Origin of the sequence: Variovorax sp. 278MFTsu5.1 (assembly GCF_048305045.1) — a bacterium.
In the GTDB taxonomy this organism is placed as follows: Bacteria; Pseudomonadota; Gammaproteobacteria; order Burkholderiales; family Burkholderiaceae_C; genus Variovorax; species Variovorax guangxiensis.
On record NZ_CP157622.1, the window covers coordinates 4,013,418 to 4,039,286 of the forward strand.

27 protein-coding genes are annotated in these 25,869 nt (G+C 68.0%); 17 read left to right on the top strand and 10 right to left on the bottom strand.

Annotation, left to right across the window (positions count from 1 at the left end; all coding sequences use genetic code 11):
* Window positions 1–14 precede the first annotated feature (14 nt).
* From ABL844_RS18665 to ABL844_RS18680, 4 genes are read right to left on the bottom strand one after another with little or no spacing between them, the layout of a single operon-like run.
* Window positions 15–719 carry a pilus assembly PilX family protein gene (locus ABL844_RS18665; protein ID WP_418128454.1) on the bottom strand — a complete coding sequence of 235 codons (705 nt, stop codon included), beginning with the start codon at window positions 717–719 and terminating at the stop codon, window positions 15–17.
* Window positions 716–1,525, bottom strand: coding sequence for a PilW family protein (locus ABL844_RS18670; RefSeq protein ID WP_418121315.1), 810 nt, complete (start codon window positions 1,523–1,525; stop codon window positions 716–718). Before ABL844_RS18670 ends, ABL844_RS18665 begins: the two co-directional genes overlap by 4 nt.
* Window positions 1,522–2,064, bottom strand: coding sequence for a type IV pilus modification protein PilV (gene pilV / locus ABL844_RS18675; RefSeq protein WP_418121316.1), 543 nt, complete (start codon window positions 2,062–2,064; stop codon window positions 1,522–1,524). Before pilV ends, ABL844_RS18670 begins: the two co-directional genes overlap by 4 nt.
* On the bottom strand, window positions 2,061–2,564 hold the full coding sequence (locus tag ABL844_RS18680; protein ID WP_418128455.1) for a GspH/FimT family pseudopilin: 504 nt from the start codon (window positions 2,562–2,564) through the stop codon (window positions 2,061–2,063). Before ABL844_RS18680 ends, pilV begins: the two co-directional genes overlap by 4 nt.
* A gap of 206 nt (window positions 2,565–2,770) precedes the next feature.
* Between ABL844_RS18680 and ribD the strand changes: the two genes are divergently transcribed.
* The 11 genes from ribD to ABL844_RS18735 all read left to right on the top strand — a co-directional run bounded on the left by ribD (window position 2,771) and on the right by ABL844_RS18735 (window position 12,382).
* The gene (ribD, locus tag ABL844_RS18685) at window positions 2,771–3,892 is read left to right on the top strand and encodes a bifunctional diaminohydroxyphosphoribosylaminopyrimidine deaminase/5-amino-6-(5-phosphoribosylamino)uracil reductase RibD (protein ID WP_418128456.1); all 1,122 of its coding nucleotides are present in this window, start codon (window positions 2,771–2,773) and stop codon (window positions 3,890–3,892) included.
* A 44-nt stretch (window positions 3,893–3,936) separates the two neighbouring features.
* Window positions 3,937–4,590 carry a riboflavin synthase gene (locus tag ABL844_RS18690; RefSeq protein ID WP_418128457.1) on the top strand — a complete coding sequence of 218 codons (654 nt, stop codon included), beginning with the start codon at window positions 3,937–3,939 and terminating at the stop codon, window positions 4,588–4,590.
* Window positions 4,587–5,744 carry a bifunctional 3,4-dihydroxy-2-butanone-4-phosphate synthase/GTP cyclohydrolase II gene (ribBA, locus tag ABL844_RS18695; RefSeq protein WP_418116700.1) on the top strand — a complete coding sequence of 386 codons (1,158 nt, stop codon included), beginning with the start codon at window positions 4,587–4,589 and terminating at the stop codon, window positions 5,742–5,744. Before ABL844_RS18690 ends, ribBA begins: the two co-directional genes overlap by 4 nt.
* A 4-nt stretch (window positions 5,745–5,748) precedes the next feature.
* A complete protein-coding gene (gene ribH / locus ABL844_RS18700; RefSeq protein ID WP_126023840.1) occupies window positions 5,749–6,216 on the top strand; it encodes a 6,7-dimethyl-8-ribityllumazine synthase in 468 nt (155 codons plus the stop codon).
* Window positions 6,213–6,767 (top strand): transcription antitermination factor NusB, encoded by a 555-nt coding sequence (gene nusB / locus ABL844_RS18705; protein WP_418128458.1) that lies wholly within the window; start codon window positions 6,213–6,215, stop codon window positions 6,765–6,767. The genes ribH and nusB overlap by 4 nt, the downstream gene beginning before the upstream one ends.
* A gap of 52 nt (window positions 6,768–6,819) precedes the next feature.
* A complete protein-coding gene (locus ABL844_RS18710) occupies window positions 6,820–8,016 on the top strand; it encodes a pyridoxal phosphate-dependent aminotransferase (RefSeq protein ID WP_418128460.1) in 1,197 nt (398 codons plus the stop codon).
* Entirely contained in the window at window positions 8,013–8,471 is a 459-nt protein-coding gene (locus tag ABL844_RS18715) for a YbgC/FadM family acyl-CoA thioesterase (protein ID WP_126023838.1), read from the top strand. The genes ABL844_RS18710 and ABL844_RS18715 overlap by 4 nt, the downstream gene beginning before the upstream one ends.
* Window positions 8,468–9,190, top strand: a complete 723-nt coding sequence (gene tolQ / locus ABL844_RS18720) for a protein TolQ (RefSeq protein WP_126023837.1) — start codon at window positions 8,468–8,470, stop codon at window positions 9,188–9,190. Before ABL844_RS18715 ends, tolQ begins: the two co-directional genes overlap by 4 nt.
* Before the next feature lie 15 nt (window positions 9,191–9,205).
* Window positions 9,206–9,643, top strand: coding sequence for an ExbD/TolR family protein (locus ABL844_RS18725; RefSeq protein WP_184637307.1), 438 nt, complete (start codon window positions 9,206–9,208; stop codon window positions 9,641–9,643).
* A 3-nt stretch (window positions 9,644–9,646) separates the two neighbouring features.
* On the top strand, window positions 9,647–10,564 hold the full coding sequence (locus tag ABL844_RS18730) for a cell envelope integrity protein TolA (protein WP_126023835.1): 918 nt from the start codon (window positions 9,647–9,649) through the stop codon (window positions 10,562–10,564).
* Window positions 10,565–10,651: 87 nt separating this feature from the next.
* Window positions 10,652–12,382, top strand: coding sequence for a peptidoglycan D,D-transpeptidase FtsI family protein (locus ABL844_RS18735; protein ID WP_126023834.1), 1,731 nt, complete (start codon window positions 10,652–10,654; stop codon window positions 12,380–12,382).
* A gap of 22 nt (window positions 12,383–12,404) precedes the next feature.
* Here the strand turns inward: ABL844_RS18735 and ABL844_RS18740 are convergent, their stop codons facing one another.
* The gene (locus ABL844_RS18740) at window positions 12,405–12,806 is read right to left on the bottom strand and encodes a YgiW/YdeI family stress tolerance OB fold protein (RefSeq protein WP_418128461.1); all 402 of its coding nucleotides are present in this window, start codon (window positions 12,804–12,806) and stop codon (window positions 12,405–12,407) included.
* Window positions 12,807–12,913: 107 nt separating this feature from the next.
* Window positions 12,914–16,432 carry a DNA polymerase III subunit alpha gene (gene dnaE, locus ABL844_RS18745; RefSeq protein WP_418128463.1) on the bottom strand — a complete coding sequence of 1,173 codons (3,519 nt, stop codon included), beginning with the start codon at window positions 16,430–16,432 and terminating at the stop codon, window positions 12,914–12,916.
* Between the two features lie 112 nt (window positions 16,433–16,544).
* On the opposite strand from dnaE, the gene ABL844_RS18750 reads away from it, so the two are divergent.
* The 5 genes from ABL844_RS18750 (at window position 16,545) to ABL844_RS18770 (ending at window position 21,881) form a co-directional block, all read left to right on the top strand.
* Complete coding sequence (locus ABL844_RS18750; protein WP_418128464.1) at window positions 16,545–17,330, top strand: sulfurtransferase; 786 nt, start codon at window positions 16,545–16,547, stop codon at window positions 17,328–17,330.
* A gap of 36 nt (window positions 17,331–17,366) precedes the next feature.
* The gene (locus tag ABL844_RS18755) at window positions 17,367–18,083 is read left to right on the top strand and encodes a response regulator (protein WP_369661938.1); all 717 of its coding nucleotides are present in this window, start codon (window positions 17,367–17,369) and stop codon (window positions 18,081–18,083) included.
* The gene (locus tag ABL844_RS18760) at window positions 18,034–19,623 is read left to right on the top strand and encodes a sensor histidine kinase (protein ID WP_418128465.1); all 1,590 of its coding nucleotides are present in this window, start codon (window positions 18,034–18,036) and stop codon (window positions 19,621–19,623) included. The genes ABL844_RS18755 and ABL844_RS18760 overlap by 50 nt, the downstream gene beginning before the upstream one ends.
* Before the next feature lie 154 nt (window positions 19,624–19,777).
* Window positions 19,778–20,308: a tripartite tricarboxylate transporter TctB family protein gene (locus ABL844_RS18765; RefSeq protein ID WP_418128466.1), complete on the top strand. Its 531-nt coding sequence runs from the start codon at window positions 19,778–19,780 to the stop codon at window positions 20,306–20,308.
* 4 nt (window positions 20,309–20,312) lie between these two features.
* Window positions 20,313–21,881 carry a tripartite tricarboxylate transporter permease gene (locus ABL844_RS18770; RefSeq protein ID WP_418128467.1) on the top strand — a complete coding sequence of 523 codons (1,569 nt, stop codon included), beginning with the start codon at window positions 20,313–20,315 and terminating at the stop codon, window positions 21,879–21,881.
* An 89-nt stretch (window positions 21,882–21,970) separates the two neighbouring features.
* Here the strand turns inward: ABL844_RS18770 and ABL844_RS18775 are convergent, their stop codons facing one another.
* From ABL844_RS18775 to ABL844_RS18790, 4 genes are all read right to left on the bottom strand, one after another.
* Window positions 21,971–22,894, bottom strand: coding sequence for a pirin family protein (locus tag ABL844_RS18775; RefSeq protein ID WP_418128469.1), 924 nt, complete (start codon window positions 22,892–22,894; stop codon window positions 21,971–21,973).
* 23 nt (window positions 22,895–22,917) lie between these two features.
* Window positions 22,918–23,469: a flavodoxin family protein gene (locus ABL844_RS18780; RefSeq protein WP_126023825.1), complete on the bottom strand. Its 552-nt coding sequence runs from the start codon at window positions 23,467–23,469 to the stop codon at window positions 22,918–22,920.
* A 36-nt stretch (window positions 23,470–23,505) separates the two neighbouring features.
* Complete coding sequence (locus ABL844_RS18785) at window positions 23,506–23,925, bottom strand: DoxX family protein (RefSeq protein ID WP_184637278.1); 420 nt, start codon at window positions 23,923–23,925, stop codon at window positions 23,506–23,508.
* 87 nt (window positions 23,926–24,012) lie between these two features.
* A complete protein-coding gene (locus ABL844_RS18790; protein WP_126023823.1) occupies window positions 24,013–24,714 on the bottom strand; it encodes a pirin family protein in 702 nt (233 codons plus the stop codon).
* Window positions 24,715–24,874: 160 nt separating this feature from the next.
* Between ABL844_RS18790 and ABL844_RS18795 the strand changes: the two genes are divergently transcribed.
* The gene (locus ABL844_RS18795) at window positions 24,875–25,828 is read left to right on the top strand and encodes a LysR substrate-binding domain-containing protein (protein ID WP_126023822.1); all 954 of its coding nucleotides are present in this window, start codon (window positions 24,875–24,877) and stop codon (window positions 25,826–25,828) included.
* The last annotated feature ends 41 nt before the right edge of the window (window positions 25,829–25,869 follow it).

The window sequence follows — 25,869 nt, forward strand, 5'->3', positions numbered from 1 at the left end:
TTCTCTCCCTGTATTCAGTTCACTCCGGAGACCGGGTCCGGATCGAAGGACACCTGCAGCTCGACTTTCGTCGCGCCGTCTTTGCCGGTGCTGCGCAGTCCCGTGGCAGTCGCCGTGATGCGATACAGCGGGTATTTGCTGTTCCGTCGGTCGATCACCTCGATCCAGTACCTGGCGCCGGCCAGCGCCGGCCTGCTGGCCTTGGGCGCTCCGGTGAACTCGCCGTACCTGGCGGACTTCGCCTTGTAGGCATCTGCGCGCCAGAAGCGGTAGGCCTCGCTGCCGTGGGCGGCAGCGACAGAACCCGCTTCCGAGAAGTAACAGATGCCCCGATCGCAGCTGTTGGGGCCGTCGTTCATGTAGACGGTGACCCAGCCCGTATCCCGGTCGGGAAAGACGCGACCGTCCTCCGCCTTTCGGCAAGGCGCCGTGGCGAGCGCCGAGCACGCCACGTAGGTCTTGCTCGCGGAATCGAAGGCCAGTTGCCGGATGTCGCGCTCCGCATCCAGCAGCGCTGCCTCGGCAGCCTCGAAGGCGCGCTGGTATTCGCGCTGGTTACCCGCCATCGACTCGAGAAGCACCGCGGTGCGCGCCCCGCCGATCAGCAGCAGGGCCGAAAGCAGCAGCATGATCATCACGATGAACAGCGTGAAGCCATGCTGCGCCGGCAGTTTGCTGGCCAGCCTGTGGGCGGGACCTGTCGCCTTCGCCGTGCTCACAACGCCCCCAGGTCGTTTCGCAGCGAGAACACTGCCGTATAGACACGCCGCAGCTTGCCGTCGCCGCTCGTCTTCGAGACCCCGTCGCAGTCGACGTAGCTGCCTGCAGGGTTGCTCCTCGAGGTGCCCGCGAGCTGCAGGCAGATGCGTACCGTCCGGACGTCGCGAAAGCCCTCATCGACGTCGTCGGCCTTCACGTAGCGCACCACCTGCCGGCTTCCGGACATGGCGCTGACCCCGTACATGACGTCGAAACGCTCCACGCCGTCGATGACCGGCTGTGGAATCGCGTTGCCGCTTCCCTGGCACCTGAGCGTGTAGTTCGACACATAGAACTCGCTGGTGATGAGCCGCGCGTTGCCCTGCGCTTCGGGGGCGGTACGGTCGTATTCGCCGCCCGAAGACCGCCCTGGCTCCTGACCCAGGCAGTCCTTGAAATAGTCGGGGTTCGGCGCGTAGCCCAGCTTCAGCTTGTCGTTGCCGGAGCCGCTCTCGGACTCCACGCCCTTGATCGCGAAGAAGGCGGGCTCGTCTGTCAGGTTGGTGTCCCGGCCGGCGGTGGTGTTGAAGTAGTAGAGCGGCTCGGTGGGATCGATGGGGATGTAGCCGGCCTGCCGTATCTGCTGGCCCAGCAGCCTGAAAGCCAGCGCCGAGGACTGGTTGAGCGTGTTGACGTCGTCGCCGGTCATGGCGGTACTGCGCGTGCCGAGCATGGCCGCGATGGCGGCCAGCACGATCAGCATGCCGACGACCAGCGCGACGAGGAACTCGACCAGCGTGAAGCCGGATGGCGTTCGGCGCTTCATGGCTGCGGCACCGCGACGGCGACTTCGAGGCAGGCCTTGCCCGTGGGGCACTGCCAGTCCGGGTCGGGCGCGATCGGGTCGAGCACTGCCGGCTCGTCCCAGGCGACATGCAAGAACAGCATGCCGCCCGCCGTCGCGCTGGCCTTCACGTCGGCCACCCCGCCGGGCAAGGCAGCAGCTACCGCGCGCTTCCAGCCCCAGATATCGTGCGCCGCCAGTTCGGCGGCATTGCATGCAGCCCTGGCTCCCTCGCAGGACGGCTTGGGGCCGCTGGCTGCTGCGGCCGACCAGTCTGTCACGTACTTGCTGGGCGTCGTCGCCGCTGCTGCGGGATTGGCGCGGATGCGATCGGCCATGTCGCCGGCGAGTTGCATCGCGAGGTTCTGGTTGCTCGCGCCGACGCTGTCGACCAGCACGCGAACCTGGAAGCCGGCCAGCGCCAGCAGGCCCAGCGATAGCACGAGCAGCGCGACGAGCGCCTCGATCATCGAGAAGCCCCGCTGCACCTGTTGCACCCGGCGAAAGCAAAAGCGCTTCATGAGCACGGGCCGTCCCCCTTCACCAGCCGCATGCGCCCGCCGAGCGCGAGGCATACCGCGACGATGTTGGATGAATCGGCGCTGCCGGCCGGACGAAGGCGAAAACGGCCCGGACCGGTCGAGTAGCCCATGGGGTCGAACGACATGGCGCCAGCCGCGCCCTTCTCGATGGAGACACGGCCGTCGGGGTCCTGTCGCTTGAGGAATTCGGCGGCGTCGCCGCTTCCGACCAGCGTCTCCCAGCCGCAGCTCCAGTCCCGGCCCTGGCACCCCGTGCGCTGCTGCATGGTCACCTTCACCCCTCGGCGAGCCGCCTCGGCGCGGGCGTCGGCGATGCTCGCCATCAGCGCCTTGGCCATGGCTTCGACCCGGTACCGTTCGACGAGGCCGCTGAAACTCGGCAGCGCCAGTCCCAGCATCACGGCCATCAGTACGATCACGACCATCATCTCGATGAGCGTGAAGCCTCGTTCGGACGCGCAGAATCCGTTGTTGTCCATGTCTTGCCGCCCGCCGCCTTGCACCTGCGTGCCGGACGGGCGCTCCTCCCTGATTTCGATGGGCGCGAATTCTATTTATCCGATTTACCGCTGGCCGGCCAATAACGCCAATTGCGCGACAGGCGGTCAGAACAAATGGACTGGCGGCAAATTGTTTTCGATGGATTTCGAAATTGACATTTGCAATTCAATTGATTTAACAAAGAATGACAAAACAAAATCCGAATTTCATGATCCAGGCCCTGGATCTCGCGCGCCAGGCCGGCCCGGAAACCGATCCGAACCCCCGCGTCGGCTGCGTGCTGGTGGCCTCCGACGGCACGGTGATCGGGCAGGGCCATACCCAGCAGGTCGGTGGTCCGCATGCGGAGGTGATGGCGCTGCGCGATGCGGCGGCGCGGGGCAATTCGGTTGCCGGGGCGACGGCCTGGGTCACGCTGGAGCCCTGCTCGCACCACGGCCGCACCGGCCCGTGCTGCGATGCGCTGGTGGCGGCCGGCGTGGGCCGGGTGGTGGCGGCGATGGCCGACCCCAATCCGCTGGTCGCCGGCCAAGGCTTCGAGCGGCTGCGCGCCGCCGGGGTCGAAGTCGAGGTCGGACCCGGCGCCGACGACGCACGGGAGCTCAACCTCGGCTTCTTCAGCCGCATGGTCCGCAAGACGCCGTGGGTGCGGCTCAAGGTCGCGGCCTCGCTCGATGGCAAGACCGGCCTGCGCAACGGCGTGAGCCAGTGGATCACGTCCGAGCCCGCACGCGCCGACGGCCACGCCTGGCGGGCGCGCGCGAGCGCGGTGCTGACCGGCGTGGGCACCGTGATCGAGGACGACCCCAGGCTCGACGTTCGCCTCGTGCAGACCACGCGGCAGCCGCGCGTGGTGGTGGTCGACAGCCAGCTCCAGACCCCCCCGGGCGCGAAGCTCTTCATGCCCGGCCGCCCAGTCTGGATCTACGCGGCGGTGCAGGATGAACCGAAAGCCGCCGCCCTCGAGGCGCGCGGCGCCACGGTCACCTGCCTGCCCAATGCGCAGGGCAAGGTCGACCTGGTGGCGATGCTGAAGGATCTTGCCCGCCGCGAGGTCAATGAATTGCACGTCGAGTCCGGCCACAAGCTCAATGGCTCGCTGCTTCGCGAAGGCCTGGTCGACGAATTGCTGGTCTATCTGGCGCCGAAATTGATCGGCGACGGACTGGATATCGCCTCCGGCATTCACGCCGGCGGCCCGCTGACTGAATTGGCGGGCGCCCTGCCCCTCGAATTCCGAGACTTCGAGCAGATCGGCCCCGACCTGCGCATCGTCGCCAGGATCGCCGGACGGGATACCTTCTAGCCCGGCCGCCGCGTAGCCCCTTCGTTCTCTGCGAAAATGTCGGGATGTTCACCGGAATCATCACCGGCGTGGGGCGCATCGCCGCCATCCACGACCTCGGCACCACCTCCTCCCATGGCAAGAGACTCAGCATCGAGGTGCCCGCGGGCTACCTCGACGACGTCGGTCTCGGCGACAGCATCGCGCTCAATGGCGCCTGCATGACGGTCACCACGCTCGCTCCCGAGCGCCAGCAGTTCACCATCGACATCTCCGCCGAATCCCTCGACAAGACCGCGGGCCTGACCGACGAGGGCAGTCGCATCAACCTCGAGAAGGCCCTGCGCGCGAGCGACCGCCTCGGCGGCCACATCGTGTCGGGCCACGTGGACGGCATCGGCAGCGTCAGCCGGTTCGAGCCGGTCGGCGAAAGCTGGGAACTGCGCGTGGTCGCGCCCGCCGCGCTGGCCCGCTTCCTCGCCTACAAGGGCTCGATCACCATCAACGGCGTGAGCCTCACGGTCAACAGCGTGAGCGACATCGCCGACGGCGCGGAGATCAGCATCAACCTGATCCCGCACACCGTCGAGAACACTTCCCTCGGCGGCCTGAAGGCCGGCTCGAAGGTCAACCTCGAAATCGACACCGTGGCGCGCTACGTGGAGCGCATGCTTCAAGCCGGCATGCTCACGACCACACCCAAGGACACTTCCAGATGAACGCCTCCGTCACGCCGATCGGCGCCGCCCCCAGCGCCGCGCGCGCACCAGCCCCGATCTCGTCGGTCGAGGAGATCGTGGCCGAGCTCGCCGCCGGCCGCATGGTGATCCTGGTCGACGAGGAAGACCGCGAGAACGAAGGCGACATCGTCATCGCGGCTGACCACATCACGCCCGAGGCGATCAACTTCATGGCCCGCCATGCGCGCGGCCTGATCTGCCTGACGCTCTCGCGCGAGATGTGCGAGCGGCTGCAGCTGCCGCCGATGGTGCAGCGCAACGGCGCCAAGCATTCCACCGCCTTCACCGTCTCCATCGAGGCGGCCGAGGGCGTGACCACCGGCATCTCCGCCGCCGACCGCGCGCGCACCGTGCAGGCCGCCGTGGCACCCAACGCCGTGGCCGCCGACCTGGTGCAGCCCGGCCACATCTTCCCGCTGCAGGCTGTGGACGGCGGCGTGCTGATGCGCGCCGGCCATACCGAAGCCGGCTGCGACCTCGCCGCGATGGCCGGCTGCTCGCCCGCTTCGGTGATCTGCGAGGTGATGAACGAAGACGGCACCATGGCCCGCCTGCCCGACCTGCAGGTGTTCGCGGCGGAGCACGGCCTGAAGATCGGCACCATCGCCGCGCTCATCGAGCACCGCAGCCGCGTCGAGTCGCTGGTCGAGAAAGTCGGCTGCCGCGAGATCCAGACCGCCTGGGGCGGCTTCACCGCCCACGCGTTCGTCGACAAGCCCAGCCGCGGCGTGCACCTGGCGCTGGTGCGCGGCAAGTGGGCGCCCGAAGAAACGGTATCGGTGCGCGTGCACGAGCCGCTGTCGGTTCTCGACGCGCTCGAAATCAATCGCTCGCTGCACTCCTGGAGCCTGGACGCCAGCCTCTCGCACATCGCGAACGAGGACAAGGGCGTGGCCGTGCTGCTGAACTGCGGCGAAACCGCGAGCGAGCTGCTCGCGCAGTTCGACGGCACCGCGCGCCCCGCGCAGGCGCCCGAGCGTGGCCGCATGGACCTGCGCAGCTACGGCATCGGCGCGCAAATCCTGCGCGAATGCGGCGTGCACAAGATGAACCTGCTGGGCACGCCGCGGCGCATGCCCAGCATGGCAGCAGGCTACGGCCTCGAGATCGCCGGCTACCTCACGAAAGACTGAAACCATGCAAGGTGCAAACAAGGGAGCGGAATCGAAGCCGCTGAACGGAAAGGGCCTGCGCATCGGCATCGTGCAGGCGCGCTTCAACGCCGACATCACCGACGCGCTGGCCTCGGCCTGCCTCTCGGAGCTCGAGGCGCTGGGCGTGGCCGCCAGCGACATCCACCATGTGCAGGTGCCGGGGGCACTCGAAGTGCCCGTGGCGCTGCAGGCGCTCGCCGAGCGCGGCGGCTACCACGCGCTGGTGGCGCTGGGCTGCATCATCCGCGGCGAGACCTATCACTTCGAACTCGTGGCCAACGAATCGGGCGCCAGCGTGAGCCGCGTGGCCCTCGACTACCGCCTGCCCATCGCCAACGCGATCCTCACCACCGAAAACCTCGAGCAGGCCGTCGCCCGCCAGACCGACAAGGGCCGCGACGCTGCCCGCGTGGCTGTCGAGATGGCGCAACTGCTGGCCACCCTTTCATGACCGAAGACAGCTCCAAGTCCCTCAAGGCCCTGAAGGCCGCCGGCGAAAAGCCCAGGCAGTCGCGCGTGGGCCTCACCAGCACCGGTGCGCGCAAGGCCTCGGCCAAGTCGAACCGCACCCGTGCGCGCGAGTTCGCGCTGCAGGCCCTCTACCAGCACCTGGTGGGCCGCAACGATCCGACCGACATCGACCACTTCACGCGCGACCTCGCCGGCTTCCACAAGGCCGACGCGCTGCACTACGACGCGCTGCTGCACGGCTCCATCGAAGGCGCCGAGCAGCTCGACGCGCTGATCCGCCCGCTGCTGGACCGCAAGTTCGAGGAAATCTCTCCCATCGAGCACGCCGTGATGTGGATCGGCGTCTATGAATTCCAGAACTGCCCCGACGTGCCCTGGCGCGTGGTGCTCAACGAGTGCATCGAGCTCGCCAAGGAATTCGGCGGCACCGACGGCCACAAGTACGTGAATGCCGTGCTCAACGGCCTGGCGCCACAGCTTCGCCCGCTCGAGGTCGAAGCCGACCGGGCTTCGGGAAAAGCAAGTGCATGAGCGGCAACGCTCGGCCGACCGAGGGCGCATGGCGCCGCAGCCAGGGGGTGCGATGAGAATTTCCACGCGCGCGCAGCGCATCGAGCCCTTCTACGTGATGGAAGTGGCCAAGGCAGCGGGCGCGCTGGCCCGCGAGGTCGCCCACACCGACCGGCCGATGATCTTCCTGAACATCGGCGAGCCCGACTTCACCGCCCCGCCGCTGGTGCAGGAAGCCGCCGCCCGCGCGGTGCGTGCCGGCGCCACGCAGTACACGCAGGCCACCGGCCTCGATCACCTGCGCGAGCGCATCAGCGCCTGGTACCGCCAGCGCTTCAACGTCGACGTGCCGGCGCGCCGCATCGTCGTCACCGCCGGTGCCTCGGCCGCGCTGCAGCTGGCCTGCCTGGCGCTGATCGAATCGGGCGACGAGATCCTGATGCCCGATCCGAGCTATCCGTGCAACCGCCACTTCGTGAGCGCTGCCGAGGGCAAGGCGGTGCTGATTCCGACCACGGCCGAGGAGCGCTTTCAGCTCACCGCCGCCAAGGTCGAGGCCGCATGGACGGACAAGACACGCGGCGTGCTGCTGGCATCGCCCTCGAACCCGACCGGTACCTCCATCGCGCCCGACGAGCTGCGCCGCATTCATGAAGCGGTGTCGAAGCGCGGCGGCATCACGCTGATCGACGAGATCTACCTGGGCCTGTCCTACGACGACGCCTTCGGGCAGACGGCGCTGGCCATCGACGAGAACGTCATCAGCATCAACAGCTTCAGCAAGTACTTCAACATGACCGGCTGGCGCCTCGGCTGGCTTGTGGTGCCCGAGGCGCTGGTGCCGGTGGTCGAACGGCTGGCGCAGAACCTCTTCATCTGCGCGAGCACGGTGTCGCAGTACGCGGCGCTCGCCTGCTTCGAGGACGAGAGCATCGCCGAGTACGAGCGCCGCCGCGCCGAATTCAAGGCGCGCCGCGACTGGTTCATTCCGCAGCTGAACGCGCTGGGCCTGAACGTGCCCGTGGTGCCCGATGGCGCCTTCTACGCCTGGGCGGACTGCACCGCCTTCGCCGAGAAGCTCGGCATCTCGGGCAGCTGGGACTTCGCCTTCGAGACCATGAAGCGCGCGCACGTGGCCGTCACGCCCGGTCGCGACTTCGGCACCGCCGAGACCGCGAAGTTCGTCCGCTTCTCCACCGCCAGCTCGATGGCGCACCTGCAGGAGTCCATCGAGCGCCTGCGGGCGATGGCCGAGAACAAGGACCGATGAGCTACGCGTTCCCGATCCGCGTCTACTGGGAAGACACCGACGCCGGCGGCATCGTGTTCTACGCCAACTACCTGAAGTTCATGGAGCGCGGCCGCACCGAGTGGCTGCGTTCATTGGGCGTGGAGCAGCGCAAGCTGCGCGAGGAAACGGGCGGCCAGTTCGTGGTGAGCGAAACCCGGCTCAAATACCATCGGCCCTCGCGGCTGGACGACGAACTGCTCGTGACTGCCGATCTCGAACAATTGGGCACGGCGTCGTTGATAATCGGACAGCGCGTGCTATCGAAAACAGAGCAAGAGCGAACCGGGGCCCCGGCACCCGTCTTGCTGTGCGAGGGCACGATCCGCATCGGATGGGTGGACGCCGCCACGCTGCGGCCCGCACGCATCCCGAAACAGGTGACGGGAACCCTGGAGCGCTACAGCGGCTCCATGACTCAAACTTTCAAGCCATGAACCAAGACCTTTCCATCATCAATCTCCTGCTCCATGCGAGCTTCGTGGTGCAACTGGTGGTGGCGCTGCTCGTGATCGTCTCGATCGCGAGTTGGGCCGCGATCATCCGCAAGTACTTCGCGCTGCGTCGCATGCGCGCCCTCAACGAGGACTTCGAGCGCGAGTTCTGGTCGGGCACCAGCCTCAACGAGCTGTTCGCCTCCGCCGCTCAGAACGCCAAGTTCGCCGGCCCCATGGAACGCATCTTCGCTTCCGGCATGCGCGAGTACCAGAAGCTGCGCGAGCGCCATGTCACCGATGCCGGCACCCTGCTCGACGGCGCCCGCCGCGCGATGCGCGCGAGCTTCCAGCGCGAGCTGGATGCGGCCGAGCAGAACCTCTCATTCCTGGCCACCGTCGGCTCCGTCTCTCCGTATGTCGGCCTGTTCGGCACCGTCTGGGGCATCATGCACGCCTTCACCGGCCTGGCCGCCCTGGCGCAGGTGACGCTGGCCACCGTGGCCCCCGGCATCGCCGAGGCGCTGGTTGCCACGGCCATCGGCCTGTTCGCCGCCATCCCGGCGGTCGTGGGCTACAACCGCTTCGCCCGCGAGATCGACAAGATCGCCATCGCCCTCGAGACCTACATCGAGGAGTTCTCCAACATCCTGCAGCGCAACCTGTCGGCCAACCCGGCTGCCGGCGGCGCGGGCTCCTCGGTGGCTCCGGCCAACCGCTGAACGGAGGCGCAGCGCATGCCCGCCGTTTCATCCCGGGGCCGCGGCCGCCGGACGATCAACGAGATCAACATGGTCCCGTTCATCGACGTGATGCTGGTGCTGCTGATCATCTTCATGGTCACCGCGCCGCTCATCACGCCGAGCGTGATCAACCTGCCCTCGGTCGACCGCGCCAGCAAGCAGCCCGACAAGCCCATCGAGATCGTCATCAAGAGCGAGGACGAAGTGCAGATCAAGAAGGACCCGTCCACCGGCACGGGCGGCACCTCGATTCCCATGACCCAGATCGGCTCGGCCGCGAAACAGGCGCAGGGTGGCGACGACCAGCGCCCGGTGGTCATCAGCGCCGACAAGGCCGTGAAGTACGAGACCGTCGTGAAGGCGATGAACCAGCTCAAGCGCAGCGGCATCGAGCGCGTGGGCCTGTCCGTCACGACCACGGGCGGCAAGTAAGGCATGTCGCTCGCACTGGATCGCCCCGAGTTCGCACCGCCGCCGCAGCGCGGCACCGGGCGTGCACTGGTACTGGCGCTCATTGCCCACGGGCTGCTGATCGCGGCGCTGACGTGGGGCGTGCGCTGGCGCAGCGACGCCGACGAGGGCGCTGTGGACGCGGAGCTGTGGTCGTCCACGGTGCAGCAGGCGGCGCCTCGCCTGCAGGCACCGCCGGCACCCACCCCGGTTCCCGCTCCGCCGCCGCCCGCCCCTGCTCCGCCGCCGCCTCCGGCAGCGAAGGCGCCGGAGCCCGCTCCCGCGCCCAAGGCCCCTGACATCGCGCTCGAGCGAGAGAAGAAGCTCAAGGAACAGAAGGAGCAGCAGGAGCGCGAACTCGAGCGCCAGCAACAGCAGAAGAAGAAAGAGCTGGAAGCCAGGCAGCGCGCCGAGGAAGAGGCCGAGCGCAAGAAGGAACAGCAGAAGAAGCTGGCCGAGCAGAAGAAGCAGCAGGAAGCCGAAGCCAAGCAGGCGGAGCAGAAGAAGGCCGAGGCCGCCGCGAAGCAGGCAGCCGCCGACCGCGCCGCCGCGCTCAAGCGCATGCAGGGCCTTGCGAACGCCACCGGCAGCGACGATTCGCGCGGCACGGCCCAGCGCACGTCCGGTCCTTCCAGCGGCTATGCAGGCCGCATCGCAGCCGCGGTGCGCCCGAACATCACCTTCCCGGATGCCGACACCGTGAACGGCAACCCGGCGGCGGAGTTCGAGGTGAGCCTGGCGCCCGACGGCACCATCGTCGGCGTGAAGCTCAGCAAATCGAGCGGCCTGCCGGGCTGGGACGACGCCGCAGAGCGCGGCCTGCGCAAGACCGACAAGCTGCCTCGCGACACCGACGGGCGCATCTTCCCGTCGCTGATCGTCACGCTGCGGCCCAAGCGCTGATTTGCAGCCTGCGCCTAACGCGCAGCTAAGAAAACGGGCCCTTTCCGGGTGACTTTCACGTCACCCGGAACTCGATAATCGGGGCTCATGACCCCCAACGGCCGCATCCGCTACGGCAGCAGTCCCCTGCTCGCCAGCCCCACTCCCGTGTGGCGCAGCAAGTTCATCGTGGCCAGCGTCGCCTTCGGCTTCCTGCTGCTGGCCGGGCGCGCAGCCTACGTCCAGATCTTCGCCAACGACTTCTTCCAGCACCAGGGCGAGGTGCGCTACCAGCGCACGCTGGAGCTGCCGGCCAACCGCGGCCGCATCCTCGACCGGCACGGCCTGATCCTGGCCTCCGACATCCCCGCCCCCAGCATCTGGGCCATTCCCGAGGACATCGAGCGCGACGACCCTGCCACGCTGGAAAAGCTCAAGCAAGCAGCCAAGCTGCTCGGCATGCCGCAGAAGGACTTCGACAAGAAGCTGGAGGACGAGGACAAGAGCTTCGTCTGGATCAAGCGCCAGGTCGACGAGCCCATCGCGAAGCAGGTGGCCGCGCTCAACATCAAGGGCGTCTACCTGCGCCGCGACTACCGCCGCCAGTACCCCGAGGGCGAGGCGGCGGCGCATCTGGCGGGCTTCACCAACGTGGAAGACGTGGGCCAGGAGGGCATCGAGCTCGCCTTCGACCACGACCTGGCCGGCAAGGCCGGCTCGCGCCACGTGCTGAAGGACCGGCTGGGCCACATCATCGAGGACACGGAAGACCAGGTGCCTCCCACGCCAGGCCACGACATCCAGCTGAGCATCGACGACCAGGTGCAGTTCGTCGCCTACGAGAAGATCCGCGACGCCGTGGTCGCCAACAAGGCACGCGCCGGCAGCGTGGTGGTGGTCGACGCGCAGACCGGCGAGCTGCTGGCCATGGCCAACTACCCGAGCTACGACCCCAACGACCGCCGCAACCTCACCGGCGAGCAGCTGCGCAACCGCGCGATGACCGACGTGTTCGAGCCGGGCTCGACGATGAAGCCCATCACCATCGCCACCGCGCTGCAGCTGGGCCGCGTCACGCCCAAGACCATCATCGACACCAACCCGGGGCGCATCACCGTCTCTGGCGCGACCATCCACGACGACGAGAACTTCGGCGTGCTCACGGTCGAAGGCGTGATCCAGAAGTCGAGCAACGTCGGCGCCACCAAGATCTCGCAGCGCATGTCGGCGCAGGAGATGTGGAACTCGCTCACCGCCGTGGGCCTGGGCCAGAAGCCGCAGACGCCCTTTCCCGGCGCGGTCACGGGCAGGCTGCGGCCGTGGAAGTCGTGGCGCCCCATCGAGCAGGCCACCATGTCGTACGGCTACGGCCTGTCGGCGTCGCTCTTCCAGATCGCGCATGCCTACACGGCCTTCGCGCACGACGGCGAGGTGATCCCCATCAGCCTGCTGAAGAACCACGGCGAGGAACCGCCCGGCGTGCAGGTGTTCTCGCCGCTGGTGGCCAGCGAGGTGCGACAGATGATGCACATGGCCGCCGCGCCCGGCGGCACCGCGCCGCTGGCACAGACGGTGGGCTACTCGGTGGGCGGCAAGACCGGCACCGCGCACAAGCAGGTCGGTAAGGGCTACGCGAGCAACAAGTACCGCGCCTGGTACACGGGCATGTCGCCCATCGACAAGCCGCGCATCATCGTCGCGGTGATGGTCGACGAGCCCAGCGCCGGCAAGTACTTCGGCGGCCTCGTGGCCGCGCCGGTGTTCAGCCAGGTGGTGCAGCAGACGCTGCGCATCATGAACGTGGTGCCCGACCTCGCCGTGGCCTCGATGGCGCACTGAGGCCGCAAGGCCGGGCCGGGGCTCAGCGCAGCACGCTGAGGCGCTTCACGTCGAGTTCGACCTTGCTGCCGATCAGGTCCTTGTCGAACTCGCCCGTGATCTCGACGCGCACCTTGTCGTCGATCTTCACGCCCGGAGGGAAGTGCCTGGCGTCGATCTCCACCTTGATGCGGCCGGTGTCGTCGGCGAAGGTGTAGTGCTCGCCGCCATCGTGCGAGACGATGAAGCCGCGCAGCGTGGCGTACTGGTCGTCCTTGCCGGTGTCGATCAGCTGCTTGACGGTCATGGTCGGCACGGTGCTCGGGCCGGCGTAGGGCGTGCCCGCGGCCGCGTTCTGCGGGGTCGTGCTCGGGCCGGTGTATTGAGCCGAAGCAGCAAAAGGCAATGCCAAAGCAAGCGCGAGGACGAGGGACGATTTCTTCATGCGGAGTTCCTCCTGAACTTCTTGGTTGAAAGACGGGAGGAATCCTAGCCAGCAGCCCAAAGAGCCCACGCCCGCCGGGCACTTGCCGTGGCGCCGGAAGAAATCGATCAGTCGTAGACGATCAGCGCCTTGCCCGCCTCGGCCTGCGCGGTCCAGCTGGCCAGAGCCGCGTCGGTCGGGAAGAACTTGGCGCGGTCGCCCAGCTGCAGCTCTACCTGCGCGCCCGCGCGCGCCATCGACAGGCGCACCGGCAGGCCCTGGATCAGGTCGCCCACCTCGGTCTGCTCGGTGCGCGGGGGAAAGTCTTTCAGCAGGCGCGCGATGTCGGGCGCCTTGCCGTTGACCGCCACGCGCAGGAACTTGCCGAAGCGGCAGCGCGCCGAGGCCAGGTCCCACACCTGCTGCACCTGGAAGCGCGCCTCGAAGCCGCCGCGCGCGGGCTGCAGCCGGCCGCTGACGATGACGAGCTCGTCGTCCTTCAGCGTGTTGCGGTTGGCGTTGATGAGCGCCTCGTCGGCCGTGGCCTCGATGGAATCGGACTTGTCGTCGAGCTTGAAGATCGCCAGCCGGCCGCGCTGGCCGTTGATGACGCGGAAGTCGCTCACGATGCCGGCGATGACCTGCTGGTCGCGGCTGTCGAGCAGGTCGGCGATCTCGCGCTTGCAGAAGCGACGCACCTCGTGCGAGACCTCGTCGAACAGGTGGCCCGAGAGATAGAAGCCGATGGCCGTCTTCTCCAGCGTCAGGCGCTCCTTCACGCCCCAGGGCGTGGCGTCGACGAGGTCGGGCTCGGCGGTGGCGGAGCCGTGCTCGCAGTCGCCGAAGATGTCGGCCTGCGAGGCGTTGGCCGCCGTGGCGTTGGCGAATTCGAAGGCGCGGTCCAGCGAGGCGACGAGCGCCGCGCGGTTCTGCTGGATGGTGTCGAAGGCGCCGGCCTTGATCAGCGCTTCCACCGTGCGCTTGTTGATGCGCTGGCGGTCCACGCGCACGCAGAAGTCGTACAGGCTCTTGAACGGCCCGCCCTCCTCCCGTGCGCGCACCACGGCCTCGACCGCGAGCTGGCCGGTGCCCTTGACGGCGCCCAGGCCGTAGCGGATCACCTTGTTGGTGACCGGCTCGAAGCGGTAGTTGCCGCGGTTCACGTCCGGCGGCTCGAAGGTGATGCCGAAGTTCTTCTGGGCGTCCTCGAACAGCAGCTTGAGCTTGTCCGTGTCGTCCATTTCCACGGTCATGTTGGCGCAGAAGAACTCGGCCGTGTAGTGGACCTTGAGCCAGCCCGTGTGGTACGCCAGCAGCGAGTAGGCGGCCGCGTGCGACTTGTTGAAGCCGTAGCCTGCGAACTTCTCCATCAGGTCGAAGATCTCGTCGGCCTTGTCCTGCTCGATGCCGTGGGTCTTGAGGGCGCCCGCGCGGAATTTCTCGCGGTGCTCGGCCATCTCCTCGACCTTCTTCTTGCCCATCGCGCGGCGCAGCAGGTCGGCGCCGCCGAGCGAGTAGCCGCCCAAGATCTGCGCGGTCTGCATCACCTGCTCCTGGTAGACCATGATCCCGTAGGTCTCGGAGAGCATCTCGGCCACGGCCGGGTGCGGGTACTCCACGTCCTCGCGGCCGTGCTTTCGCGCCACGAAGCTGGGAATCAGGTCCATCGGGCCCGGGCGGTACAGCGCGTTCAGCGCGATCAGGTCTTCCAGGCGGGTCGGTCGCGCGTCCTTCAGCATGCCCTGCATGCCGCGGCTTTCAAACTGGAATACGGCTTCGGTCTTGCCGTCGGAGAAGAGCCGGTAGGTCGCGCCGTCGTTCAGCGGGATGTTCTCGAACGCGAAGTTCTCCTGGCCCTTGTGGCGCTTCATGATGAACTCGCGCGCGATCTCCAGGATCGTGAGCGTGGCCAGGCCCAGGAAGTCGAACTTCACGAGGCCGATGGCCTCCACGTCGTCCTTGTCGTACTGGCTCACGGCCGATTCGCTGCCGGGCTGCTGGTAGAGCGGGCAGAAGTCGGTGAGCTTGCCCGGCGCGATGAGCACGCCGCCGGCGTGCATGCCGATGTTGCGGGTCATGCCTTCGAGCTTCTGCGCGAGCTCGACCAGCATCTTCACTTCTTCTTCCTTCTCGATGCGCTCCGCGAGCTGCGGCTCCATCTCGATGGCGTAGTTGTTCTTGTCGCCCTCGATCTTCTTCTCGGGCGGGTACTGCAGCGTGACCGACATGCCCGGCTTGTTCGGAATCAGCTTGCTGATGCCGTCGCAGAACATGTAGCTCATGTCGAGCACGCGGCCCACGTCGCGGATCGCCGCGCGCGCGGCCATGGTGCCGAAGGTGGCGATCTGGCTCACGGCGTTGCGGCCGTACTTGTCCTTCACGTAGTCGATCACGCGGTCGCGGTTGCCCTGGCAGAAGTCGATGTCGAAGTCGGGCATCGAGACGCGCTCGGGGTTCAGGAAGCGTTCGAACAGCAGCTTGTATTCGAGCGGGTCGAGGTCGGTGATCTTCAGCGCATAGGCCACCAGCGAGCCGGCACCCGAGCCCCGGCCAGGGCCCACCGGGCAGCCATTGTTCTTGGCCCACTGGATGAAGTCGCCCACGATCAGGAAGTAGCCCGGGAACCCCATCTTCAGGATGGTGTTGATCTCGAACTCCAGCCGCTCCACGTAGCGCGGACGCTCGGCGTCGCGCCTGGCCTCGTCGGGGTAGAGGTGCTTCAGGCGCAGCTCCAGGCCGTAGAACGATTCCTGGCGGAAGAAGTCGTCGATGGGCATGCGCACGCCCTCGGCGATGAAAGGCGTCGGAAAGTCCGGCAGCTGCGGCTTGCCCAGAACCAGCGTCAGGTTGCAGCGCTTGGCGATCTCGACCGTGTTGGCCAGCGCGCTGGGCACGTCGGCGAAGAGCGCCTGCATCTCGGCGCTCGACTTGAAATACTGCTCCTCGGTGAAGCGGCGCACCCGGCGCGGGTTGCCCAGGATTTCGCCTTCGGAGATGCACACGCGCGCCTCGTGCGCCTCGTAGTCCTCGCGGGTGGCGAACTGCACCGGGTGCGTGGCGACCACCGGCAGGTGCAGCCGGGCCGCCAGCTGCACCGCGGCGACGACGTGCGGCTCGTCCTCGGGCCGGCCCGCTCGCTGCAGCTCGATATAGAAGCGGTGCGGGAAGATGCCCGCAAGCTGCAAGGCCAGCTCGGCCGCGCGCTCGCCCTGCCCCTGCAGCAGCGGCTGCCCCAGCGGCCCAGCCTGCGCGCCCGACAGCGCGATCAGCCCGCCCGAGAGCTCCTGCAGCCACTCGAGCTTGCAGGCCGCCTGCGACTGGCCCCGGCCCACGTTCTGCGTCCATGCCCGCGCGAGCAGCTCCGACAGATTGAGGTAGCCCTCCATGTTCTGCACCAGCAGCACGATGCGGGTGAGAGCGCCGGGCTCCTTGCCCAGCCCGTCCACGAAGGCTTCGGCGCCGACGATGGGCTTGACGCCCTTGCCCCGGCCCTGCTTGTAGAACTTGACGGCCCCGAACAGGTTGTTCAGGTCGGTGATGGCCAGCGCGGGCTGCTTGTCGGCAGCGGCGGCCTTGACGACGTCGTCGATTCGGTTGGTGCCGTCGACGACGGAAAACTCGGTGTGCAGGCGCAGGTGAACAAACATGCTTCCATTGTAGAAAGCGGGCCCTTCACGATGTGGGTTGGCAATCCCTGAATCACCCCGGCAGAGGCCCTGTACCCGGGCGATATTCCGCCGGCACCTAAAATCCCGCCCCGTGCAAGAGATTTTGAATATCGCGGCCTACAAGTTCGTGGCCATAGACGACAGCCCCGCGCTGCGCGAAGACCTGCGTGCCCGCACCCAGGCCCTGGGGCTGATGGGCACCATCCTGCTGGCGCCCGAAGGTATCAACATGTTCCTGGCCGGACCGGCCGAGGGCGTGCGGGCTTTCCTGGCCCATCTGCGTGCCGACGCCCGTTTCGCCGACCTGGAGGCCAAGGAAAGCTGGTCGGCCGCGCAGCCCTTCCGGCGCATGCTGGTGAAGCTCAAGCGCGAGATCATCCGCATGGACCACCCCGCCATCCAGCCCGAGGCCGGCCGCGCGCCCGGCGTGGATGCCGCCACGCTCAAGCGCTGGCTCGACCAGGGCCATGACGACCAGGGCCGCGAGATCGCCCTGCTGGACACCCGAAACGCCTTCGAGGTCGACTACGGCAGCTTCGAAGGCGCCATCGACTGGCGCATCGGCAAGTTCACCGAATTCCCGCCCGCCCTGCGCGCGCACCGCGACGAGTTCAAGGGCAAGACGGTGGTGAGCTTCTGCACCGGCGGCATCCGCTGCGAGAAGGCGGCGATCCTGATGCACGAGGAAGGCGTGGAGAACGTGCTGCAGCTCGAAGGCGGCATCCTCAAGTACTTCGAGGAAGTCGGCGGCGCGCACTACAAGGGCGACTGCTTCGTCTTCGATGGCCGCGAGGCCCTGGCGCCCGACCTGAGCGCGCGTTCGGCACGCGCCAGCGCCCGCGCCTCGGAAGACCCCGACCTCGCCATCAAGCAGTAACGGCAACAACGACGACAACGAGACGCGGCAGGCCCCATGCGCATCCTCCTGGTGGAAGACGAACTGGACATGGCCTCCTGGCTGGTCCGCGCGCTCACCCAAAGCGGCTTCGTGCCCGACCACGCACCCGACGCCCGCACGGCCGAGGCCTTCATGGCCGGCACCGAGTACGACGCGGTGGTGCTCGACCTGCGCCTGCCCGACAAGCACGGCCTGAGCGTGCTGGCCGACATGCGTGCGGCGGACGACCGCACGCCGGTGCTGATCCTCACCGCGCAGGGTGCTCTGCAAGACCGGGTGCGCGGCCTGAACCTGGGCGCCGACGACTTCCTCACCAAGCCCTTCGAACTGGAAGAGCTGGAGGCGCGGCTCTCGGCGCTGGTGCGGCGCAGCCGCGGCAAGCAGCACCCGCGCCTGCAGTGCGCCTCGCTCTCCTACGACAGCCAGAGCCGCGCCTTCACGCTGCGCGGCACGCTGCTGTCGCTCACGCCGCGCGAGCAGGCCGCGCTCACCGCCTTGCTGCTGCGCAGCGGCTCGCCGGTGGGCAAGTCGCAGCTCTTCGCCAAGGTGTTCACCAACGACAGCACCGCCGGCCCCGATGCCATCGAGGTGGTGCTGCACCGGCTGCGGCGCAAGCTGGCCGACAGCGACGTGCGCATCGTCACCGTGCGCGGCCTGGGCTACATGCTGGAGAGCATTGCCGATGGAACCTCAGCCCCAGCCCGCAGCGAACTCCCCGGCGACGGCGGCTGAACAGCAGCCGCGGCCGCAGCGCTTCGGCATCCGCGCGCGCCTGCTCGCGCTGCTGCTGCCGGGCCTGGTGCTGCTGCTGGCGCTGGACAGCTGGAGCGACTACCGCGCGCTGACCGACTCGCTAGTCGTCGCCTACGACCAGAGCCTGCTGGAGCCCGTGCAGGCGCTGGCCAACGGCATCGCGGTGGCCAGCGACGGCAGCGTGCGCGTGCAGGAGCCCTTCTCGATCCAGGCGATGTTCGAGTCGACCCGGCTGCGCTACAAGTACCTGCACGTCGGAGTGCAGCGCATTCCCAAGGGCGGGACGCTGGATGTGAACTCGCCCGAGACCACGCTCATGGGCGTGCCCGGCCTGCCCCGCCCGGCGCACCGCCCGCCCGACGGCACGCCGGTGTTCTACGACGCGGTCTACCAGCAGCACCCGGTGCGCGTGGCCGCGCTGCGCCAGACGGTGTACGACAACGTCCATCCCGGCGAGGCCTACAGCGTGCTCATACAAGCGGCCGAGGGCACGGGCCCGCGCACCGAGGCGCAGGCCGAGACGCTGCGCCAGGAGTTCCTGCGCGACACACGCATGGTGGTGGTGATGGCGCTGCTGGTGTGGCTGGGCGTGGCCTGGACGCTGCGCCCGCTGGAACGCCTGCGCCGCTCGCTGCGCGAGCGCCCGCGCGACGACCTCACGCCGCTGGACGCCAGCGGCGTGCCGCATGAAGTGGCGCCGCTGGTCGACGCGGTCAACCACCACATCGCGGGCCACCGGCGCATGGTGGCGGAGCAGTCGCAGTTCCTGGCCGACGCCTCGCACCAGCTGCGCACGCCGCTGAGCATCCTGTCGATCCAGGCCGGCTACGCAGTGCGCGAGACCGATCCGGCGCGCATGCGCGAATCGCTGCAGGCCATCGTCGTACAGCTCGCACGCACCCGCCGCCTGAGCGAGCAGCTGCTGGCGCTGGCCCATGCCACCGCGGGCGACGAAGCCGCGCCGGCGGGGGCTGCAGTGGCCGACCTCAACGCCATCGCGCGCGGCGTGGTGCTGCAATACCTGCCGCTGGCGCGCGAGAACGACCAGGACCTGGGCTGGGTCGACGCGCGCGGCGACATCGGCACGGACGATGCGGACGGCACCGACGAATCGAGCGACGACGACGAGGACGACGCGCCCGTGCTTCCCGTCGCAGCCAATGCTGCGGAGCTGCACGAGGTGCTCGCCAACCTCGTGCACAACGCCATCAAGTACACGCCGCGCGGCGGCAACATCACCGTGACCGTGCGGCGCGACGCCACGCATGCGCTGGCCGAGGTGTGCGACAGCGGACCGGGCATCGCGCCCGAGCGGCGCGAGAGCGTGTTCGAGCGCTTCAACCGCGACAGCGCCACGGGCACCGCAGCGGCACAAGGCGCGGGCCTCGGCCTCACCATCGCGCGCGGTTATGCGCGGCGCAACGGCGGCGAGATCGAGCTCTCGAATGCCGACACGCCCGAGCGTCCCAACGGCGGTGGATTGCGCGCGACGCTGAGGCTGCCGCTGCGCGCTTCGTGAGCCGCATCCACGCTCGTTTTTGCAAGGGTTTCACCGGATAGGCCGGTACGTGATTACACGTATTTTGCGGCCCGCAAGGCCGCGAGAGCCCCTGCCGAAAGGGGATTGAAAGTCTCGATTCCTAGACTGCGCTCCTTCCAGACTAAGGAGACTTATGCAGCACCAGCTCGGTGAAGATCCGGCCTCGCACGCGCCCCGGCCCGCTTCGAAATTCAAGAAAGACTACTACGGCGGCGCGCTGCTGATCGTCGTCGGCCTGGCCGCCGTGTATGCCGGTGTCGGTTACCGCGTCGGCGAGCTGGCGCACATGGGCCCGGGCTTCTTCCCCGTCGCGCTCGGCGCGCTGCTGGCACTCACGGGGCTGCTCATCGCGGTCTCCGCGCGCGGCGAAAAATCGGCGGAAGGCGCGAACGAGGAAGCGGCCTCGCACGGGCACCCGGGCGGCATGCCCGACCTGCGTGGCGGCATCTGCATCATCCTCGGCATCCTCGCCTTCCTGCTCTTCGGCGAATACGGCGGCCTGCTGCCTGCGACCTTCGCGATCGTGTTCATCTCGGCGCTGGGTGACCGCGACAACACGCTGACCGAGGCGTTGCTGCTCTCGCTCGCGATGTGCTTCATCGCGGTGGTGGTGTTCTGGTGGGCGCTGAAGCTTCAGCTGCCCCTGTTCCAGTGGGGAGGCTGAAGCCATGATCGGTCAATCGCTCCACGACCTCTGGTACGGCTTCGGCGTCGCCTTCCAGGGCTCGAACCTGCTGTGGTCCTTCTTCGGCGTGCTGGTGGGCAACCTGATCGGCGTGCTGCCGGGCATGGGTGCGCTGCAGGCCATCTCGATCCTGCTGCCGCTCACCTACGTGATGCATCCGGTGCCCGCCATCCTGATGCTGGCCGGCATCTTCTACGGCTCGCAGTACGGCGGCGCCATCGGCGCCATCCTGATGAACATGCCCTCGCACCCGCCGCATGCGGTGACCTGTCTCGACGGGTATCCGATGACCAAGCAGGGCAAGGGAGGCGTTGCGCTCGGGGTGACGATGATCGCCTCGTTCTTCGCCGCCTCGGTCGGCATCATCGTGATGATCTTCGCTTCGCCGCTGCTGGTGCAGATCGCATTCAAGTTCGGCCCGACCGAGATCTTCTCGATCATGCTGCTGGGCCTGCTCGCCGGCTCCACCATGTCGCGCGGCTCGCCGCTCAAGGGCGTGGCCATGACGCTCTTCGGCCTGCTGTGCGGCGTGGTCGGCACCGACGTGAACAGCGGCAGCTTCCGCTTCGCCTTCGGCCTGCCCGAGCTGAGCGACGGCCTGGAGCTGGTGGCGATCTCGATGGGCCTGTTCGGCGTGGCCGACTTCCTGCTCAACGTGAACCGCATGAAGGCGATCGGCGACACCGGCACGCTCAAGCTCAGCGACATGCGCCCGAGCCGGGAAGAGCTCAAGCGCGCCTTCCCCGCGATGATCCGCGGCACGCTGGTGGGCACGGTGTTCGGCGCGATGCCCGGCACGGGCCCGACCATCACCACCTTCATCGCCTACGCGCTGGAGCGAAAGGTGTCGAAGACGCCGAACAGGTTCGGCACCGGCATGATCGAAGGCGTGGCCGGCCCGGAGGCCTCGGCCCACTCGAAGACGCAGGTCGACTTCATCCCCACGATGAGCCTTGGCATTCCGGGCGACGCGGTGATGGCGCTGATCCTGGGCGCGCTGCTGATCCAGGGCATCCAGCCCGGTCCGCAGCTCATCACCGAGCATCCGGACATCTTCTGGGGCCTGATCGCCTCGTTCTGGATCGGCAACGTGATCCTCGTGATCCTGAACGTGCCGATGATCGGCGTGTGGGTGAAGCTGCTGAAGGTGCCCTACAAGTACCTGTTCCCGGCTGCGATGTTCTTCATCGCCACCGGCGTGTACAGCACGCAGAACAGCCTGTTCCAGATCTGGGAAGTGCTGGTCTTCGGCATCGTCGGCGCGGTGCTGATGACGCTGGAGTTCTCGGTCGCGCCGATCCTGCTGGGCTTCGTGCTCGGGCCGATGGTGGAGGAGAACTTCCGCCGCGCCCTGCTGCTCTCGCGCGGCGACATGTCGGTGTTCGTGACGCGGCCGATCAGCGCCACCTTCATCGGCCTGTGCACGCTGCTGCTGCTGGGCGTGAGCTACTCCGCATGGTGCGGCCGCGGCAGCCGCAAGGCCGTGCTCGAGCTGCCGAAGACGCCCGAGGGCGCACCGCCTGCGGAGAGCCTGACGATCGGCGGCAAATAGCCGGCCCCGACCGCCTCGGCAAGAAGACGAAAGGCCCGCATCGCGGGCCTTTTCTTTGTTCTTTGCCGTTACCGCCGCATGCTGGAGGCTCAGACCGGCGTGGTGCCCGTGTCGGGCTCGCGCACGCCGAAGGGCTTTCCGGGCAGCGGGATGAACTCGGTCTCGCCGGGCACGTGGCCCATGCGCTGCGCCGCCCAGTCGGCGCCGGCTTCGAGGATGCGCTCGCGGCGGCTGGAGACGAAGTTCCAGGTGATGTAGCGCGGGCCGTCGAGCGGCTCGCCGCCGATCACCACGAGGCGCACGGCGGCATCGGCCGTGAGCACGCCGCCCTGCCCGTTCGGCAGCACGGCCATGGTGTGGACCGCGACCGGCTCGCCGTTCACCGCGAGGTCGGCATCGACCGCGTAGACGGCCAGCTCGGGCGCCAGCGGGGGCAGCTCGAAGCGTCCGCCCGCGGGCAGCGCGATGTCGAGGTACACGGTCTGCGAATGCGTCTTGACCGGCGAGCGCGCGCCGAAGGCCTCGCCCACCAGCACGCGCACCGCCGCGCCCTGCTCCACCAGCTCGGGAATCGCGTCGGCAGGCGTGTGCTCGAAGCTGGGCTCGATTTCTTCATGCGCCTGCGGCAGCGCGGCCCACAGCTGCAGGCCGTGGTTCACGTAGGTGTCGGCCTTCAGGCGCTCGGGCTTGCGCTCGGAGTGCACGATGCCGCGGCCGGCGGTCATCCAGTTGATGGCGCCGGGCAGGATCTCCTGCACGCTGCCCAGGCTGTCGCGATGCATCATCGCGCCCTTGAAGAGATAGGTGACCGTGGACAGCCCGATGTGCGGATGCGGCCGCACGTCGTGCTCGCTGCCCGGCTGCTCAGTGGCCGGACCGAAATGGTCGAAGAACACGAAAGGCCCGACCGAGCGCCGCTGCGCCGCGGGCAGCAGGCGCCTGACCTGGAAGCCGCCTCCGAGGTCCTTGTCGTGCGGCTTGAGCAGTCGGGTTTCGGGGGCGGTGTCGGTCATCGTGGGTTCTCCTTGGGGTCCGGTTACTTGCGGGATCTTGCCACTTCACCCACGCGCTCGCCGAATGCGCGGGCCGTGTCGAAATCGCCCTTGGACATCTCGGCGGGACTGGCATCCGACGGCGACTGCGTCAGCAGGCCGCCGTAGCCACCCACGTAGTTCATCGCGTCGCGCGTGGCGGCCTTGCTGTTGCTCGGCAGGATGCCCATGCTGACCCAGATGCCGCTGTGCTGCATCGCGAGCGTCCACAGGTAGGTCATGGTCGTGACCTTGTCGCCGTTCATGGTGGCGCTGTTGGTGAAGCCGGCGAAGAGCTTGTCCTTCCAGCCCTGCGTGTACCAGACCTTCGAAGAGGCGTCGGCGAACTTCTTGAACTGCCAGCTCACGCCGCCCATGTAGGTCGGCGAGCCGAAGATGATCGCGTCGGCCGCGGCCAGCAGTTCCCAGCCGCCCTCGGGCAGGTTGCCGTCCGCGTCGATGGCGAGCAACTGCGCGCCCGCACCGTCGGCCACGGCCTGCGCCACGCGCTGTGTGTGGCCGTAGCCGGAATGGAAGACGACGACGATGTTTGCCATGTGATGGTGCTCCTGTCGGTGATGGTGATGTCGCGATCAGCGCTTGTCGATGCTGAAGCGGCCGGGGCCGAAGGCCGCGAGTGCGAGCAGGCCGCCGGCGATCGCGATGTTCTTGTTGAAGTTGATCTGCTGCATCATTTTCATGGCCTCGGGCGCCGACCAGTACTTGTGGAAGAACAGCGCAGTCGCCACGGTGAAGATCGCCATCACGATCGCGGTCCAGCGGGTCTTGAAGCCCAGCAGCAGCGCGATGCCCAGGCCGAGCTCCACGATGATCGCGATCGCCGCCGCCACCTCGGGCATCGGCAGGCCTGCGGAAGTGATGTAGCCGACGGTACCGCCGAAGCCCATCAGCTTGCCGATGCCGGCGGGAATGAACAGGTAGGCGATAAGGATGCGGCCAACGAGGGCCAGAGTGTCTTGTGCGGGATTCGGTGCGGTGTTTGCGGTTGCCATGGTTGAAAGCTCCTCGGTTCGGTTGGATTGGATAGAGAGAGAAATGAAAAAAGCCGGGCGGCCAGCGCCCGGCAAGGGGGAGAAAGATCAGGCGGCCAGGTCGAACACCAGCACTTCGGCGTCCTTGCCCGCGCCCAGCGTCACCTGCGATTCGCCTTCGAGCATCGCGGCATCGCCGCCGGAGAGCTTCTGGCCGTTCACCTCGAGCTCGCCGCGCACCAGGTGCACATAGCTCTTGCGCTTCGGGTCGAGCGCGAGGCTGGCCTTTTCATCGCCGTCAAAGAGGCCGGCATACAGGCTCGCGTCGGCATTCACCTTCACCGAGCCTTCGCTGCCCTCGGGCGAAGCCACCAGGCGCAGCTTGCCTCGCTTCTCGGCGTCGCTGAATTTCTTCTGCTCGTAGCCGGGCTCGACGCCGCGCTCCTTCGGCAGGATCCAGATCTGCAGGAAGTGCGTGGTCTGGTCGGCCTTGTGGTTGAACTCGCTGTGCATCACGCCGCGGCCCGCGCTCATGCGCTGGACGTCGCCGGGAGGAATGCTCTCCACGTTGCCCATGCTGTCCTTGTGCGCCAGTTCGCCGGAAAGCACGTAGCTGATGATCTCCATGTCCTTGTGGCCGTGGGTGCCGAAGCCGGCGCCCGCCGCCACGCGGTCTTCGTTGATCACGCGCAGGTTGCCGAAGCCCATGTGGGCCGGGTCGTAGTAGTTGGCAAAGGAAAAGCTGTGGAACGAGCGCAGCCAGCCGTGATCGGCGTAACCGCGTTCCTGGGATTTACGGACTTGCAACATGGTCGGACTCCTTCTGCCCTGCCCCGTCGGGGTGCTCGGGCTTCTTTCGTATGCCGCGCCGGATGCGCAGCGGATGTGAAGAATTTTGGGCCGCCGCCCCCTTCGGAAAGGCGCCGCGGTTTGATGGCACTATTCAAATATTTTGATCAATGGAGCCGCCATGCCCAGCCCCAGAGACGTGCTGACCCCCGACTCCCTCGCCATGCTCCAGACCGTGGCCGCCACCGGCAGCTTTGCCGCCGCCGCCCGGGCGCTGAACCTGGTGCCCAGCGCCCTGAGCTACCGGGTGCGCCAGATCGAGGACGCGCTCGACGTGCTGCTGTTCGACCGCAGCGCCCGCCAGGCCCGCCTGACCGAAGCCGGCGCCGAGCTGCTGCGCGAGGCCGAGCGGCTGCTGGGCGAGATCGACGCGGTGGCCAATCGCGTCAAGCGCGTGGCCACCGGCTGGGAGCCGATGCTGACCATCGCGGTCGACAGCGTGATCGCGCGCGACCCGCTGCTCGACCTGGCCACCGCCTTCTTCGCGCTGGAGCCGCCCACGCGGCTGAAGCTGCGCGACGAGACGCTGATGGGCACCATCGAGGCGCTGACCACCGGCGAGGCCGACCTCGCCATCGGCGCCGTGCTCGACGCCGCGAGCCTGGCCTTCACCACCACCGGCATCCGAAGCCGGCCGATCGGCGAGCTGAGCTTCGTCTACGCGGTGGCGCCGCACCATCCGCTGGCGCGCGCCACGCAGCCGCTGAGCGACGCGGTGATGCGGCAGCACCGGGCGGTGGCAGCGGCCGACTCGGCCCGCCAGGCGCCGGGCCTCACGGTGCACCTCGTGGGTGGGCAGGACGTGCTCACCGTGCCGAGCATGCAGGCCAAGATCGCGGCGCAGTTGCACGGGCTGGGCGGCGGCTTCCTGCCCGAGCCGATGGCGCGGCCGTACATCGAGGCCGGCCACCTGGTCGAGCTGAAGACGGAGCGCAAGCCGCCGCTGGGCTCGCTGCACTGTGCGTGGCGGGTGCGCAGCGCCGGCAAGCCGGGGCGCGCGCTCGAATGGTGGCTGGCGCAGTTCGAGCACGAGGGCACGCGGCGCGCGCTGCTCGAACGGCACAGGGGCCGGTAGAACTCGATGAAGGAGCCGATCAGTATTGCCGAGGATCGCTC

Bases quoted from the DNA above. Each gene is read 5' to 3' on its own strand.
- ribBA (WP_418116700.1), top strand. From the start codon at position 4,587: ATGAACGCCTCCGTCACGCCGATCGGCGCCGCCCCCAGCGCCGCGCGC.
- ABL844_RS18765 (WP_418128466.1), top strand. From the start codon at position 19,778: ATGCAGCACCAGCTCGGTGAAGATCCGGCCTCGCACGCGCCCCGGCCC.
- ABL844_RS18680 (WP_418128455.1), bottom strand. From the start codon at position 2,564: ATGGACAACAACGGATTCTGCGCGTCCGAACGAGGCTTCACGCTCATC.
- ABL844_RS18780 (WP_126023825.1), bottom strand. From the start codon at position 23,469: ATGGCAAACATCGTCGTCGTCTTCCATTCCGGCTACGGCCACACACAG.
- ABL844_RS18770 (WP_418128467.1), top strand. From the start codon at position 20,313: ATGATCGGTCAATCGCTCCACGACCTCTGGTACGGCTTCGGCGTCGCC.
- ABL844_RS18755 (WP_369661938.1), top strand. From the start codon at position 17,367: ATGCGCATCCTCCTGGTGGAAGACGAACTGGACATGGCCTCCTGGCTG.
- dnaE (WP_418128463.1), bottom strand. From the start codon at position 16,432: ATGTTTGTTCACCTGCGCCTGCACACCGAGTTTTCCGTCGTCGACGGC.
- ABL844_RS18790 (WP_126023823.1), bottom strand. From the start codon at position 24,714: ATGTTGCAAGTCCGTAAATCCCAGGAACGCGGTTACGCCGATCACGGC.
- ABL844_RS18740 (WP_418128461.1), bottom strand. From the start codon at position 12,806: ATGAAGAAATCGTCCCTCGTCCTCGCGCTTGCTTTGGCATTGCCTTTT.
- ABL844_RS18715 (WP_126023838.1), top strand. From the start codon at position 8,013: ATGAGCTACGCGTTCCCGATCCGCGTCTACTGGGAAGACACCGACGCC.
- ribH (WP_126023840.1), top strand. From the start codon at position 5,749: ATGCAAGGTGCAAACAAGGGAGCGGAATCGAAGCCGCTGAACGGAAAG.
- ABL844_RS18730 (WP_126023835.1), top strand. From the start codon at position 9,647: ATGTCGCTCGCACTGGATCGCCCCGAGTTCGCACCGCCGCCGCAGCGC.
- nusB (WP_418128458.1), top strand. From the start codon at position 6,213: ATGACCGAAGACAGCTCCAAGTCCCTCAAGGCCCTGAAGGCCGCCGGC.
- ABL844_RS18670 (WP_418121315.1), bottom strand. From the start codon at position 1,525: ATGAAGCGCCGAACGCCATCCGGCTTCACGCTGGTCGAGTTCCTCGTC.
- ABL844_RS18775 (WP_418128469.1), bottom strand. From the start codon at position 22,894: ATGACCGACACCGCCCCCGAAACCCGACTGCTCAAGCCGCACGACAAG.
- ABL844_RS18760 (WP_418128465.1), top strand. From the start codon at position 18,034: ATGGAACCTCAGCCCCAGCCCGCAGCGAACTCCCCGGCGACGGCGGCT.
- ABL844_RS18795 (WP_126023822.1), top strand. From the start codon at position 24,875: ATGCCCAGCCCCAGAGACGTGCTGACCCCCGACTCCCTCGCCATGCTC.
- ABL844_RS18735 (WP_126023834.1), top strand. From the start codon at position 10,652: ATGACCCCCAACGGCCGCATCCGCTACGGCAGCAGTCCCCTGCTCGCC.
- tolQ (WP_126023837.1), top strand. From the start codon at position 8,468: ATGAACCAAGACCTTTCCATCATCAATCTCCTGCTCCATGCGAGCTTC.
- ABL844_RS18690 (WP_418128457.1), top strand. From the start codon at position 3,937: ATGTTCACCGGAATCATCACCGGCGTGGGGCGCATCGCCGCCATCCAC.
- ribD (WP_418128456.1), top strand. From the start codon at position 2,771: ATGACAAAACAAAATCCGAATTTCATGATCCAGGCCCTGGATCTCGCG.
- ABL844_RS18710 (WP_418128460.1), top strand. From the start codon at position 6,820: ATGAGAATTTCCACGCGCGCGCAGCGCATCGAGCCCTTCTACGTGATG.
- ABL844_RS18725 (WP_184637307.1), top strand. From the start codon at position 9,206: ATGCCCGCCGTTTCATCCCGGGGCCGCGGCCGCCGGACGATCAACGAG.
- pilV (WP_418121316.1), bottom strand. From the start codon at position 2,064: ATGAAGCGCTTTTGCTTTCGCCGGGTGCAACAGGTGCAGCGGGGCTTC.
- ABL844_RS18785 (WP_184637278.1), bottom strand. From the start codon at position 23,925: ATGGCAACCGCAAACACCGCACCGAATCCCGCACAAGACACTCTGGCC.